This window comes from Mesorhizobium sp. WSM4809, from assembly GCF_055811655.1.
This window is the reverse complement of the sequence record NZ_JBVVQW010000016.1, coordinates 1-14,348: the sequence shown is the minus strand read 5'-3', so window position 1 is coordinate 14,348 and position 14,348 is coordinate 1. Positions and strand designations below refer to the sequence as shown.

General features: G+C 64.2%; 10 protein-coding genes. 5 read left to right on the top strand and 5 right to left on the bottom strand.

Annotated features, from left to right (window positions below):
* Nucleotides 1-28: 28 nt before the first annotated feature.
* The 4 genes from AC0L24_RS27320 (at nt 29) to AC0L24_RS27305 (ending at nt 6,706) form a co-directional block, all read left to right on the top strand.
* Entirely contained in the window at nt 29-2,578 is a 2,550-nt protein-coding gene (locus AC0L24_RS27320; RefSeq protein WP_292632137.1) for a GumC family protein, read from the top strand.
* A 180-nt stretch (nt 2,579-2,758) separates the two neighbouring features.
* Nucleotides 2,759-3,658, top strand: a complete 900-nt coding sequence (gene folD / locus AC0L24_RS27315) for a bifunctional methylenetetrahydrofolate dehydrogenase/methenyltetrahydrofolate cyclohydrolase FolD (protein WP_127269251.1) — start codon at nt 2,759-2,761, stop codon at nt 3,656-3,658.
* A gap of 20 nt (nt 3,659-3,678) precedes the next feature.
* The gene (locus tag AC0L24_RS27310; RefSeq protein WP_164748958.1) at nt 3,679-4,677 is read left to right on the top strand and encodes a GlxA family transcriptional regulator; all 999 of its coding nucleotides are present in this window, start codon (nt 3,679-3,681) and stop codon (nt 4,675-4,677) included.
* Nucleotides 4,678-5,053: 376 nt separating this feature from the next.
* A complete protein-coding gene (locus tag AC0L24_RS27305) occupies nt 5,054-6,706 on the top strand; it encodes a vWA domain-containing protein (protein ID WP_473564401.1) in 1,653 nt (550 codons plus the stop codon).
* Between the two features lie 68 nt (nt 6,707-6,774).
* Here AC0L24_RS27305 and edd read toward each other — a convergent pair whose 3' ends face one another.
* The 3 genes from edd to zwf form a co-directional block, all read right to left on the bottom strand.
* Complete coding sequence (edd, locus tag AC0L24_RS27300) at nt 6,775-8,598, bottom strand: phosphogluconate dehydratase (protein WP_127807883.1); 1,824 nt, start codon at nt 8,596-8,598, stop codon at nt 6,775-6,777.
* A 73-nt stretch (nt 8,599-8,671) separates the two neighbouring features.
* Nucleotides 8,672-9,388, bottom strand: coding sequence for a 6-phosphogluconolactonase (gene pgl / locus AC0L24_RS27295; RefSeq protein ID WP_127807882.1), 717 nt, complete (start codon nt 9,386-9,388; stop codon nt 8,672-8,674).
* Entirely contained in the window at nt 9,370-10,839 is a 1,470-nt protein-coding gene (gene zwf / locus AC0L24_RS27290; protein WP_127320684.1) for a glucose-6-phosphate dehydrogenase, read from the bottom strand. The genes pgl and zwf overlap by 19 nt, the downstream gene beginning before the upstream one ends.
* Before the next feature lie 314 nt (nt 10,840-11,153).
* Here zwf and AC0L24_RS27285 point away from each other — a divergent pair, with 314 nt between their 5' ends.
* Entirely contained in the window at nt 11,154-11,900 is a 747-nt protein-coding gene (locus AC0L24_RS27285) for an SDR family oxidoreductase (protein ID WP_127807881.1), read from the top strand.
* Between the two features lie 12 nt (nt 11,901-11,912).
* On the opposite strand, the gene AC0L24_RS27280 is transcribed toward AC0L24_RS27285, so the two are convergent.
* Together AC0L24_RS27280 and AC0L24_RS27275 are read right to left on the bottom strand one after the other, a co-directional pair.
* Entirely contained in the window at nt 11,913-12,749 is an 837-nt protein-coding gene (locus AC0L24_RS27280) for an SH3 domain-containing protein (RefSeq protein ID WP_127807880.1), read from the bottom strand.
* Nucleotides 12,750-13,011: 262 nt separating this feature from the next.
* Nucleotides 13,012-14,298: an NAD(P)/FAD-dependent oxidoreductase gene (locus AC0L24_RS27275; RefSeq protein ID WP_127807879.1), complete on the bottom strand. Its 1,287-nt coding sequence runs from the start codon at nt 14,296-14,298 to the stop codon at nt 13,012-13,014.
* Between the last annotated feature and the right edge of the window lie 50 nt (nt 14,299-14,348).

The window sequence follows — 14,348 nt, the reverse complement described above, 5'->3', positions numbered from 1 at the left end:
CAGGTCGCCAAAGGTAAAGTTCCAGACGATGGTCGACAGGGAAAACCGCGAGGACTGGAAGCGCGAGCGCTCATTGCTGGCGCTTGGCCAGGCTGTGCGCGGCGATGAACCCGACGCGTCCCTGGTCTCGATAGGCGACCGGGCAGACCCGTCATGGCGCGAGGATGCCGCCACCCGTCATCGCCTCGCCCGTTCGCAGCGCGAGGCGCGCAACCCGAAACTGTCGGATCCGGTCGCCACCGACGGGGATCATGAGCAAGCTTCGTCATCATATCGCGCGCAAACGACGCCACGGACACAAATTGGTGCCGCCGAAACCGCCGGCGCCCGGCGCGCCGATCATGCATCGGAGCCTTACGCTGCAGGCGATGCGTCGGTATCCCGAAACGACGGCATGGACAGCCAGCAGTGGAAGCCGCTGATCGACCCGATGCAGGTTGTGCGCGGTGTCGGCAAGTCGAAGCTGCTGATCGTGACGACGACACTACTGGGCGCTGCGCTCGGCGTCACCATCGCGCTGTCGACGCCGAAGAAATATGAAGCCACCACCGAACTGATCGTCGACCCGCGCGATCTGAAGCTAACCGATCGCGACCTCACCCAGTCGGTCGTCGCTTCCGATGCCACGCTGGCCATCGTCGAGAACCAGGTTCGGGTGCTGACCTCAGGCACCGTTCTCAACAAGGTCGTCGACAAGCTCAATCTGGTCAACGACCCCGAATTCAATGGGCAAGGCGGCGGCGGCCTTAGCATCATGTCGCTCATCCGCTCCGTCCTGTCGCGCAATGACGGGCCGGGGGGTGTCGACGACAGCCGCCGCCGCGCGCTTGCTGTCGGCAATCTGGCCGAGAGCCTTTCGGTCGAGCGCGGCGGCAAGACCTTCGTCATCACCGTCAGCGCCACCACGCAGAATGGCGAGAAATCGGCCCTCATCGCCAACACGATGACGGATGTCTTCCTGCAGACCTTCGGCCAGATACAGTCGGACACCGCAGGCCGCGCCACCGACGAACTGACGGCCAGGCTTGACGAGTTGCGCAAGGGGGTCGAGGCGGCCGAGCGCAAGGTCGAGGATTTCAGGGCCACGCACGACCTTGTCGACGCGCAGGGCCACCTCATCAGCGATGACGAAATGCTGAAACTCAACGAGCAGCTGTCGGTTGCCCGCGCCCGCACGCTGGAGCTGAATGCCCGGGCGGCCTCCGCGCGTTCGGTCGACGTCAATTCGGTTCTCACCGGCACCTTGCCGGAGGAGATCAACTCCAACTCGATGAGCGATCTGCGTTCGCAATATGCATCGCTCAAGCAGGAGGCTGACCGCGCCGCCATTCGGTTCGGCCCGCGTCATCCCGAACTCCAGGCGCTCAATGCCCAGCTTGCCGGCGCACGCGACCGCATCGCCTCGGAGCTGCGCCGCATCGGCTCGTCGCTGCAGGTCGACCTCAAGCGCGCGGTCCAGCTCGAACAGGATCTTGCCTCTCGCCTGGCGCAGCTGAAGGTCCGCAGCGGCGACGTCAACAGCGACCTCGTGTCGATGCGCGAACTGGAGCGCGAGGCCACCGCCAAGCGTTCCGTCTACGAACAGTATCTCCTGCGCGCCAAGGAGACCGGCGAGCAGAAGGACATCAACACAGCCAACATCAATGTGATCTCGAAGGCCTTCGCGCCGCTCGAGCCGAACGGGCCGTCGCGGGTCGTGGTCGCGCTTGCCAGCCTGTTGCTGGGTTTCGCCTCCGGCATTGGCCTCGGAGCCATGCGTGGCGCCTATGAGAGCCTGCGCGACACCGCCAATTCGCGCTCGCGTCGCGACCATGGCACGGACGAACGCCGGACGCCTTACGAAGACAAGGCATATCGGGCAGCGCCGCCGCCGGCGCCGCCACAACCACCTGCGCCGCAGCCATCGACACCCCCGCCTGCATCACCACCGCCGGCCGCGCCACCACCTGTCCAGCAAGCCGAGGTCTCGCCGGCCGAAGGTCCCGGCCGGATCGGCGCCTTGCTGTCGAGGCTGCACAAGTCCGTCTCCCGCAGGCCGTCCAGGGAGGAGCCGTTCGATACCGTTGAATGGGCTTCTGCCGAAAACGGGGGGTCAATGCAGGATCCGCAATACCGCGCTTATCCCCAGTCGGCACCGGCCTTCGAGCCTCGGCAGGCGGCCGCGACAGCATACCCGGCGCCGCTTTTCCAGCCCGGCGGCCATCCGCAGCAGACGGCGCAGCCGCCACTGCCGCCTCCCATGGTGCAGCAGCGGCCATATTCCGGGCCGCAGCTCTATCCCTACGCGCAGCCTTTGGGCTACGCACAGCCGCCGGCCTATCCCTATCCGCAATCGATGCCGGCCGCCAATGCGGGGCAGCAGCCCGATCCGGCTCAGCCTGCTTCCGAGTCCTATCCACAGCCGCCCCTCCCGCAACAGCAGGCGCCTCAGCCTCATCAGCGACCGGCGGAGCCGTCGCGGGCCGCGGAGGATGCCGAGCAGCAAGCGCCAATCGAGGAAATCCGCGCCAGCCTGCGCGAATTCCGCGAAGCGGTTCGCGAACTGACCGAGAGCCGCGTGCGGCGTCGCTACTTCTGAGCCACAAAAATCTGCGCTGTGCCGTACAAAAACATGCCGGTTTCGCGTAAACGGCATGGGACGGCGCTTTGGCGGGATTGCATGTTGGAATTTTCGTGAAAATGCCACGCTGTGAAAGATCGAAAAGCGCGTCGCTTCCGCAAGCGACGCGCTTGGGCATTCTGGTGTTGAGGGTAGTCCATGGCCGAAGTGATTGATGGCAAGAGCGTTGCCGGCGACGTTGTGGGGTCGGTCAAGACCCTGACGGCTGAGCTTGTCGCCAAGGGCCAGGCCAAGCCGGGTCTTGCCGTGGTTATCGTCGGCGAGGATCCGGCCAGCCAGGTCTATGTCGCGTCCAAGTCGCGCACCGCCAAGGAATGCGGCTTTCATTCCGTCCAGCACACGCTGCCGGCCGAAACCTCGGAACCGGCGTTGCTGAAAATCATCGGCGATCTCAACGCCGATCCGGCCATCAACGGCATCCTCGTGCAGCTTCCGCTGCCGGCCCATATCGACGCCGGCAAGATCATCCAGACCATCGCGCCGGAAAAGGATGTCGACGGCTTCCATTTCATCAATGTCGGCAAGCTCGGCACCGGTGAACTCGAGACAGCCTTCGTGCCTTGCACGCCGGCCGGCTCTATGCTTCTGATCGAGCGGGTGCGCGGCAAGGACCTGTCCGGCCTCAACGCCGTCGTCGTCGGCCGCTCCAACATCGTCGGCAAGCCGATGGCCAACCTGCTGCTTGCCGCCAACTGCACCGTCACCATCGCCCACAGCCGCACCAGGGATCTGCCCGCCTTGGCCCGCACCGCCGATATCCTTGTCGCGGCCGTCGGCAGGCCGGAGATGATCAGGGGTGATTGGGTGAAGCCCGGCGCCACCGTCATCGATGTCGGCATCAACCGCATTCCGGCGCCGGAAAAGGGCGAGGGCAAGTCCCGCCTCGTCGGCGATGTCGCCTATGCCGAAGCGGCTAAGGCCGCCGGCGCCATCACGCCGGTTCCCGGCGGTGTCGGGCCGATGACCATTGCCATGCTGATGGCCAATACGTTAGCCTCGGCCTACCTAGCGGCCGGATTGAAACGGCCGTCCTTCTGACCCGCCAGAAAGCCGCAGCTTTGCCGAACCCCAGTGTTCCCTCAGAACGGCCGGTCATCACGGACCCCGTTCAAGGCGGGCGGCAGTTCGCATTCCTGCTGGTAGACAAGTTCTCCATGTTCTCGCTGGCTGCCGCGATCGATACGTTCCGGTCGGCGAACCGGTTGCTTGGCCGCGACTTCTACGGTTGGACGACGGTGTCGGCCGATGGCGATCCGGTGATGGCTTCCAATGGCCTGCCGCTCAAGATCGACTACGCCGTTGCCGACCTGCCGCCGGTCGATATCCTTTTCGTCTCGGTCGGGCTGACGACGGAATTTCCCGGCAAGAGCAAGGTGCTGGCGGCACTGCGCAGCTGGGGTCGGCGCGGCAATGCGCTGGGTGCCCTGTCGGTCGGCTCCTACCTGCTGGCCGAGGCCGGCCAGCTTGAAGGCTATCGCTGCACCATCCATTGGGAAAATCGCGCCGGCTTCGTCGAACGCTTCCCCGACATCAACTGCACCGGCAATGTCTTCGAGATCGACCGCAAGCGCTACACCTGCGCCGGCGGCACCACTTCGATCGACCTGATGCTGGAGATCGTGCGCGGCGATTTCGGCTCGAACCTCGCCAATGGCGTCGCCAACCAGTTCCAGCACGAACGCATCCGCTCGGCCGGCGACCGCCAGCGCGTCGGACCGGAACGCGACCTGACCGGCAAGTCGGAGAAGCTCAGGCGCATCGTCGAACTGATGGCCGACCACCTCGACGAGCCGCTGTCGGCGGTACAGCTGGCCAAATCCGCCGGCCTTTCGGTGCGCCAGGTCGAGCGCCTGTTCCTGCGCCACCTCAGCGTCACCCCCGGCCGTTACTATATGCGGTTGCGGCTGGAGCGGGCGCGCGAACTGCTGCGCCAGACCAACATGCCGATCCTCGATGTGGCGATAGCGACCGGCTTCACCTCGCATTCCTACTTCGCCCAGAGCTACCGGCTGCAATTCGGCAGGCCGCCCTCGGAAGAGCGCCGCACGACCTACTGAATTCCGCTTCCGCTGAAAAGTTCGGCATTCGGCCCGGCGCATCGGGCCAGGGTAGCGAATTCGGGTAGCGGGTTCTTTCGGAGCCTTCGCCGCCGCGTTGGCTGACGGGTGCATCAAACGAAAAACCCGCCTGAGCGGCGGGTCACCGGCGCAAATCAGCACCATAGGCAAAAATGTACCATAGCTGAGTGCATCCAGTCAAGAAAAAATTCCTATCATGGAAAGCCATCGGCACTGCCGACACCCCGAACTGGCTGTCGTCACGACTTTTGTTAAGCTGGGTTTGGGCCCGACGCACCTGGCTGCCCGGACTTGTGTCCCGGCGCCGCGTCAAATAGCTTGCCGCCCGGATCAGGGGCGGATTTAGGAGATTTCGATGGCGGGACTTGCACGGGGCGTCGCTGCGGCGATCCTGCTTTTGTCGATGACGACCTTCGGCTTCGCCGCAAACAAGGTCATCATCATTCTCGATGCGTCCGGCTCGATGTGGGCGCAGATCGACGGCAAGCCCAAGCTCGAAATCGCCCGAGAGTCGCTTCGAACCGTGCTTCAATCGGTCCCCGGCGACGATGAGATCGGCTTCATGGCCTATGGCCATCGCGAGAAGGGCAGCTGCGACGATATCCAGCTGATCGTGCCGCCGCAGGCAGGTTCGGGCAGCGCCATTTCGGCCGCTGCCGACAGCCTGAAATTCCTCGGCAAGACGCCGCTGACCGCTGCCGTCAAGCAGGCGGCCGAGGCGTTGAAATACACCGAGGACAAGGCGACCGTCGTGCTCATCACCGACGGGCTCGAAACATGCGGGGGCGACCCTTGCGCGCTTGGCAAGGAGCTCGAGGCATCCGGCGTCGACTTCACCGCCGATGTCGTCGGTTTCGGCCTGACCGCCGATGAGGGCCGGCAGATCGCCTGCCTCGCCGACAACACCGGCGGCAAGTACATCCAGGCCTCCGACGAGAAGGCGTTGCAGGCGGCGCTTGCCGAGACAGTGGCGGCGCCGGCGCCTGCTCCTGAACCGGCTCCTGCGCCAGCGCCCGCGCCGGCCAAACCGGAATTCAATTTCCTGCCGATAGCAGTGCTTGCCGAGGGCGGCGATCCCGTCACCGACGGCAACGCCTGGGAAATCTACAAGGCCAAACCCGACGGTACGCGCGGCGACTACGTCAGCACCGAATACGGCGCCTACAAGGCCAATCTGGAACCGGGCGACTATATCGTCGTGGCCAGTGACGGCCAGGCCAAGACCGAGCAGAAGGTCAAGATCGAGGCCGGCCAGGTCTACAAGCCGCTTTTCAACTTGAATGCCGGCACGCTCATCATCCACCCGCGACCGAGCGCGGGGGCGGATGTCGTCGATGGCGCGGCTGTCGTCATCGACTATCCTGGTGCTGACATGCCCGCCACCTTCTATGGGACGACGAAAGCCGTGTTGCCGGCCGGCGACCAGAAGGTGACTGTCACGATCGGGCAGGGCGTGGCTACCGAGACGATTCCGCTGGCTGCCGGCAAGACCGTGGAAAAGGACATGGTTGCCGGTGTTGGCCATGTCGTTGCCAATGCTTACTATGCTGCGGGCGGCGACAAGGCGGACGGTTCAGGCATCGGCTTCAAGGTGCTCAAGGCAAAAAAGAAGATCGATGGAACCAGGGACGAGGTGACCTATGCCTACGGACCCGACAGCAAATTCGATCTGCCGCCCGATGACTATGTGTTGATTGCGACGGTTGATCTCGCCGTCGTCGAGCAGCCGTTCACCGTCAAGGTGGGCGAATTTCAGGATCTGAAGGTCGCAATGAATGCCGGCGTGCTGGCGATCACCGCGCCCGGAGCCTCGAAGATCGAGATTTTCGAGGCCAAGAAGGACATCAACGGCAACCGCAAGTCGCTTGGCTATGCATTCGACCAGAAGTATCAGGCAGCGATCCCGGCGGGCGACTACGCCGTCGTTTCGGAGAAATCCGACAACAGTTCGAAAGAAGGCAACGTGACGGTCAAGGCCGGCGAGCGAGCCGAGCTAACCGTGCAATAGAATCGTATGCACAACCGCAAGAGGGCGGCCATGTGCCGCCCTTTTTCATGAACGACGCAGAACTGCCGTCAAGCGGTGCCGAAGGCGCTGGCGCCATGGTCGGCGCGGCCGACCAATTGCCGGAAGCCGGCAAACAGCTCGCGGCCGAAGCCGAACTCGTTGCCGATGAGATCGGCATCCGCCGTCCGGCGCAAAGCGAACTCCCCGGCCGGCACCAGCACTTCGAGTGTGCCGGCTTCGGCGTCGAGCCGGATGATGTCGCCTTCATGGATCCTGGCGATAGGACCCTCCTCGACCGCCTCCGGCGTCACATGGATCGCCGCCGGCACCTTGCCGGAGGCGCCAGACATGCGCCCGTCGGTGACCAGCGCGACGCGCTGGCCGCGATCCTGCAGGATGCCGAGCACGGTGGTCAGCTTGTGCAGTTCCGGCATGCCATTGGCCTTCGGCCCCTGGAAGCGGATGACGGCGATGAAATCACCGGTCAGCGTGCCTGCCTTGAACGCATCGTTCAGCCCTTGCTGGCTGTCGAAGACCCTGGCCGGCGCCTCGATGATACGCCGCTCCGGCTTCACCGCGGAAGTCTTGATGACGGCGTGGCCGAGATTGCCTGACAGCACCTTCAGGCCGCCGGTCGCCTGGAATGCCTTGTTGAACGGCGCCAGCACTTTTTCGTCGCCGCTTGCCTTCGGCGAGGCTTCGCGCACCACGCTGCCATCGACGCCGAGCTTTGCCTCGACCGCATAGGGCCGCAGGCCTTCGCCCCACACCGTCTGCACATCCTCATGCAGGATGCCTTCGTCGAGCAGTTCGCGGATCAGGAAGCCGAGCCCGCCGGCGGCGTGGAAATGGTTCACGTCGGCGAGGCCGTTCGGATAGACCCGCGCCAGCAGCGGCACGGCTTCCGAAAGGTCGGAAATATCCTGCCAGGTGATGGCTATGCCGGCCGCCGCCGCCATGGCGATCAGGTGGATGGTGTGATTGGTCGAGCCGCCAGTGGCGTGCAGGCCGACGATGCCGTTGACGATCGAGCGCTCGTCGATCATCCGGCCGACAGGCGTATAGGCGTTGCCGAGCGCGGTGATCGCCAGCGCCCGCTTCGTCGCCTCGCGGGTCAGCGCCTCGCGCAGCGGGGTGCCGGGATTGACGAAGGAAGCGCCCGGCGTGTGCAGGCCCATGATCTCCATCAGCATCTGGTTGGAATTCGCCGTGCCGTAGAAGGTGCAGGTGCCCGGCCCATGATAGGATTTGGACTCGGCCTCCAGCAGTTCGGCACGTCCGGCCTTGCCCTCGGCATAGAGCTGGCGGACCTTGGCCTTTTCATCGTTGGGCAGCCCGGTCGTCATCGGTCCGGCCGGGATGAACACCGCCGGCAGATGGCCGAAGGTGAGGGCGGCTATCACCAGCCCCGGCACGATCTTGTCGCAGACGCCGAGATAGACGGCGGCGTCGAACATGTTGTGCGACAGGCCGATCGCGGCGGCCATGGCGATGACATCGCGCGAAAACAGCGACAGCTCCATGCCGGGCTGGCCCTGGGTGACGCCATCGCACATCGCCGGCACGCCGCCGGCCACCTGGGCAATGCCGCCGGCCTCGCGGGCCGCGTCCTTGATCAGCGCCGGGAAAGTCTCGAACGGCTGATGCGCCGACAGCATGTCGTTGTAGGAGGTGATGATGCCGAGGTTCGGCACCTTGTCGGCGCCAAGCGCGAGCTTTTCCGAGGGGCTGCACACCGCAAAGCCGTGGGCGAGATTGCCGCACGACAGCACAGCCCGGTTGGCGGTGCGGTTCGATGCCTCGGCGATGCGGCCGAGATAACGCTCGCGGCCTGGCTTTGAGCGCTGGCGGATGCGTTCGGTGATGGCTTCGATGTCGCGTCTGGCGGTCATGGCGGTCGGTCCTTTCAGGCGAGGTCCCGGAAACATCCTCCCGCCGTTTGCCGGGACCAGAGTAAATCGAGATTCAGGGGGCCCAGAAAACCTCTACGGGCTTATGCGCTGCGTCGAGCACGGCACGGATTGGCTTTCGCGGCCCGGGCGCCACCGCGCCGTCGAAGGCGATACGCTTGTCCTCACCCTCTATGTGCAGCGCGATGAAGCCGGCTTCGACGATGCGCGCCAGCGACAGGGTCAGCCGCGGCTCGCCCGCACTTGCCGCATGAACCGGCAGCACGATCCTGTCGGAAGACGGGTCGAGCAGCGTCGCCAGATCGTCGGCATCGGGAAAGAACGAGGCGGTGTGGCCGTCCGGCCCCATGCCGAGCACGACGACATCGAGCGGCCAGGGCAAGGAGCGGAGCGCTGCATCATCGGACGAGGCCGCATCCTCGATGCTGGTGGCTTCGTGATAGAGCGGCACGAAACGAGCCGCCTTGGCCGCGTTCTGCAACAGATTGGCGGTCACCAGTCCGGCATTGGAGCGTGGCGAGGAGGCCGGCACGAAACGCTCGTCGACCAGCGTCACGATCACCTTGTCCCAGGCGATGGGTATCGCTGAAAGGGCGGCGAAGAATTTTGCCGGCGTGGTGCCGCCGGAGACGGCGAGCAACCCCGTGCCGCGCTCGGCGATCGCCTTGGTCAGTCTGCCTGCAGCATGACCTGCAAGGGCGGCCGCCAGTTCCTGGCGCCCGGCGAAGCCGTTCCAGCTGTAGGCGGCGCTGTTCAATTGCTCTCGTGCCATGTCCGCCCGTCACGCTCGATCAGTGCTATCGAGGCCGATGGCCCCCAGGTGCCCGCCGTGTAGCCCTGCGCCTCCTGCCTGGCACTTTCCCAGGCATTCTGGATCGGGTCGATCCATTTCCACGCCGCCTCGACTTCGTCACGGCGCATGAACAGGGTCTGGTTGCCACGGATGACGTCCATGATCAGCCGCTCATAGGCGTCCGGTGCGCGGCCGTCGAAGGACTGCGCAAAACTCATGTCGAGAGAGATCTGGCGCAGCCGCATGCCGCCCGGGCCCGGATCCTTGATCATGATGAACTGCTTGACGCCTTCGTCCGGCTGCAGCCGGATGACCAGCTGGTTGGCGAAGATCGGTCCGGCGCTGTCGCCGAAGATCGAATGCGGGATCGGCTTGAATTCGATGACGATTTCCGAAACCCGCGTCGCCAGCCGTTTGCCGGTGCGGAGATAGAACGGAACGCCCGACCAGCGCCAATTGCCGATCTCGGCCTTGATGGCGACGAAGGTTTCGGTGTTGCTGTCCTTGCCGAGTTCCTCGACATAGCCTTTCACCGGTCCGCCGGCCGAAGCCCCGGCGCGATACTGCCCGCGCACGGTGTGCTTTGGCGCCTCGTTGCCGTTGATGCGCTTCAGTGCCCGCAGCACCTTCAGCTTTTCGTCGCGCACGGCGTCGGCATCCATCGACGATGGCGCTTCCATGGCGACGAGGCACAGCAGCTGCAGCATATGGTTCTGCACCATGTCGCGCAGCGCGCCGGCCTTGTCGTAATAGGTGACGCGGTCTTCCAGGCCGACGGTCTCGGCCACGGTGATCTGCACATGGTCGATGTGGGCTGAATTCCACAACGGCTCGTAGAGCGCGTTGGCGAAGCGCAGCGCCATCAGGTTCTGCACCGTCTCCTTGCCGAGATAATGGTCGATGCGGAAGATCTGGCTTTCGTGGAAGTCGTCGCCGACCAGGTCGTTGAGCTTGCGTGCCGAATCGAGGTCGCGGCCGATCGGCTTTTCCAGCACGATGCGCGAGTTCGGCGTGATCAGATTGTGCTCTTTCAGCTTGTGCGAGATGTCGCCGAACAGCGCCGGCGCCACCGCCAGGTAGAAGGCTCGAATGCGGTCGCTGTCGCCGATCGCTTTCTTGAGCTTGTCGAAGCCGGCGCCGCTCGTCGCATCGGCCGAGACGTAGGATAGTCGCGCCAGGAAAGTCTTCAGTTCCTTGGCGTCGATGTCGGCCGGTTTGACGTGCTCGGAGATCGCCTGTTTGGCGAAGGCCTGGAATTCTTCGTCGCTCATTTTCGAGCGCGATGTGCCGATGATGCGTGTCGGCTCCGAAAACTGATGGTCGCGCTGGCGATAATAGAGCGACGGCAGAAGCTTGCGTTCCGACAGATCGCCGGTGCCGCCGAAAATGATGAAGTCGAAAGGCTCGACGGGGATGATCTGGCTGGTCATGGTCTGTCCGCTTTGACGCCGGTCGCTGTGACGCGGCTGATATAATCTAATCGATTTAAATTTTCCAGTGCCATGGTGTCACATCTGGGTGTATGCGCCTGCCCCTTGACAGTCCGATGACCCGGAGGCTTGTCGAAGGCGCGGCTCCGGAAGCCTTCGCAGTTGCAGCATAGAGCGGGATCGACGCGAAAGCCAAAGGAGAAATCAGCGATGGCTCCACATCTTTCGGCCAATCCAGTCAGAAGCCGTGGCTTTGCGCGGATGAGCGCCAATGACGTGCCCGTTGATCGTCACCAATAGTGAGCGGAAAAAACATGCGTCTGGAAAACAAGGTTGCGATCATCACCGGTGCTGCGTCGGGTTTTGGCGAGGGCATCGCCAGGCGCTTTGCGCAGGAGGGCGCCAGGGTCGTTGTCGCCGACCTCAACGCCAGGGGCGCGGAACGCGTCGCCGGTGAGATCGGAGAAGCGGCGATCTGGACCCAGACCGATGTCTCGCTGCGCTCCGAATTCGACGAGATGGTCTATGCCGCCAAAAGCGCCTTCGGCCGCATCGACATCATGGTCAACAATGCCGGCTATACCCATCGCAACGGCGACATGCTCAATGTCGACGAGGACACCTTCGACCTGATAACATCAGTCAACATGAAGGCGATCTATCACGCGGCACTCGCCGTGGTGCCGATCATGGAGCGGCAGGGCGGCGGCGTCATCCTGACCACGGCCTCCACCGCGGGTCTGCGGCCGCGCCCCGGCCTCACCTGGTACAACGCGTCGAAAGGCTGGGCGATCACCGCCACCAAGTCGATGGCGGTCGAACTGGCGCCGAAGAACATCCGCGTCAACTGCCTCTGCCCGGTTGCCGGCGAGACCGGCATGCTGGAGAAATTCATGGGCGCCGACACGCCCGAAATCCGCGAGAAGTTCCGCGCATCGATCCCGCTCGGCCGGCTTTCGACGCCGCTCGACATCGCCAATGCCGCACTCTGGCTGGCCTCGGACGAAGCCGCCTTCATCACCGGCGTGGCGCTGGAGGTCGATGGCGGCCGCTGCATCTGAAAGTGCCAGGCGTCACGCGCCGGTCTTGATGTAACTCTTGTAGACCCAGCCGGTCTTGCCGTTGTAGGTGATCTGGCACCATTGCTTGCAGCTCTTCACCTGCACCGAGGTTTTGGCTGGCACCGTACCGATGGCGGCGGCATTTTTCTTCGGGCCGCTTCGCATGGTCACGGCCCTCAGGATGCGCCCTGTTCCGGCGGCTGCGGCTTTCCTTGGCTTCGCCTTGGCTTGGCTGTCATCCCCCTCTGCCGCTGGCTCTTGAGCCGGCGATTGCGGCTGCACCGCGGGGATGGCGGCGGTTTGTGCGCCGTCGGGGTGGTTGCCCGCGGCTGCGCTGGGCGCGGCTACCTTGGCGAGTTCGGTGGCGGCATCGGTAGCGGCTGCCGGCTGTGCGAATGCCGCCGCTTGCTTGTCCGCTGCCTTGGGAGCGGTCGAATCGGACGTGGTTGCGTCCTTCGGCTGGGAACCGGTCCAGCGCGGGTCATTGGCGGCGAGTGCGGGGATGTTGGCCTGCGCGGCCGCCACGGTTGTTGGAACCGCGTCGGACTTGCGCGCCTGCGGCACGGATGCCGCAGCGACCGCAGCCCCAACCGGGGTTATTTTCGTTGTTTTCACCGGAACCGTTGGAATGGTCTGTTCGGGGCTCGCTGCCGCTTGTCTGTCGCTGGCCGGCAATGCCAGCCACAGCGCCACGGCGGCGACGCTAAGCAACGCGGCGGTGCCGATCGCGGCGATCACCAGATGCGAGTTCGAACGGACTTCCTGCCAGAAGGACGGCCGCATGTCGTATCCGAACTGCATGGCAAAGCGCCGACGTTCCGGCGTACCGAAACTGAAGGGCTCTCTCACTCTTGCCACCTCCATAAGCGGGCCGACGTTCTTTCAGTCGGTGCCGGAAGTCCGGCGTCTGATCCGCATAGGTCCCAAAAACAACGCGGGCAGTCCCGCAACAATCCCCGAACAATCGCCCAGAACCGGCAGCTTTCGCCTGCGATTGTGGCATCAGTACGCCATTATAGGGGATTCTGCGCCTTTGCGGGAAATTGCGCAATGCGTCGCACGGGCAACAAATGTTACAATGAATATTACAATATTACATCAGGTCGGTCGGCTAGATCCTGTCCCTCAACGCAAACCAGTTGAGCGCCAGGAACAGCAGCGGCGTGCGGAAGCGCCGACCGCCGGGGAACGGCGGGATTTTCAGATCCTCGATCAGCTTCAGCCGGTCGCGGTTGCCGGCAACGGTTTCAGCATAGAGTTTACCGAAATAGTTCGACAGCATGACGCCGTGGCCGGAATAGCCGCCGGCCGAGATCACATTGGGCATCACTTCGCGCACGAAAGGCTTTCTCGGCACAGTGATGCCGACATAGCCGCCCCACCCATGCGTGATCTCGACATCCCTGAGTGCGGGGTAGAGTTCCGCGATCTGGCGGCGGATGTGAATGTGGATATCCTTCGGATCGTTGACGCCATAAACCTCGCGTCCGCCAAACAGCAGCCGCCCGTCCTTCGATCTGCGGAAATAGCGCACGACGAAGCGCGAATCGTCGACCGCCTCGCCGCCCGGCAGCACATCTGACTCTGCCCCCAGAGGCACGGTCGCACCGATGAAGGAACCGATCGGCATGATGTGCGCCGCACTTACCGGCTCGAGCGCGCCGCCATAGGCGTTGACCGCTATCAGGCATTTTTGCGCCGTCACCGTCCCCCTCGGTGTCGAAACCTTGACCTTGCCGCCACTGGACATGATGCCGGTCGACGGCGTCCCCTCGAACAGCTGCGCGCCTGCAAGCGCTGCCACCCGCGCCGTGCCGATCACCAGCTTCATCGGATGGATGTGGCCGGTGCCGGTGTCGCGCGTGCCGCCGAAATAGGCGGTCGAGCCCAACCGCTCCGCCGTCTCCCTGGCATCCATGAACGAGATATGCGGGTAGGCAAAACGGCTCGCCATGATCTCGGCATGCGCCTTGTAGTCGTCGACATAGCGGGGCTTGTGCGCCACCGAGAGCTGGCCCGGCATATAGTCGATATCGATCTGGTTGGCGGCAGTGAATTCGAGGAGATGCGCCTTGGCCTCTTCGGCAAGATCAAACAGCGCCTTGGCGCGGGCCAGGCCATACTCGGATTCCAGGTCCTCGGCCCAGGCGCGCTGGCCGGTGCCGAGCTGCCCGCCATTGCGCCCGGAGGCGCCATCGCCGAAGCGGTACGCGTCGATCAGCACGACATTGGTGCCTGCCTTGGCCAGATGCGCCGCCGCCGACAGCCCGGTGAAGCCGCCACCAATGATGACGACATCGCATGTCCGGTCGCCATCCAGTCCGGGATATTCGGGCCTCGGTCCCGCCGTGTCCTCGTACCAGGAACGGCCGGGGGAAATTGGGGATTGGTAAGGCATGATGCTCGCAGGGAGTAGGGGAGTAGGGGAGTAGGGGAGTAGGGGAATAG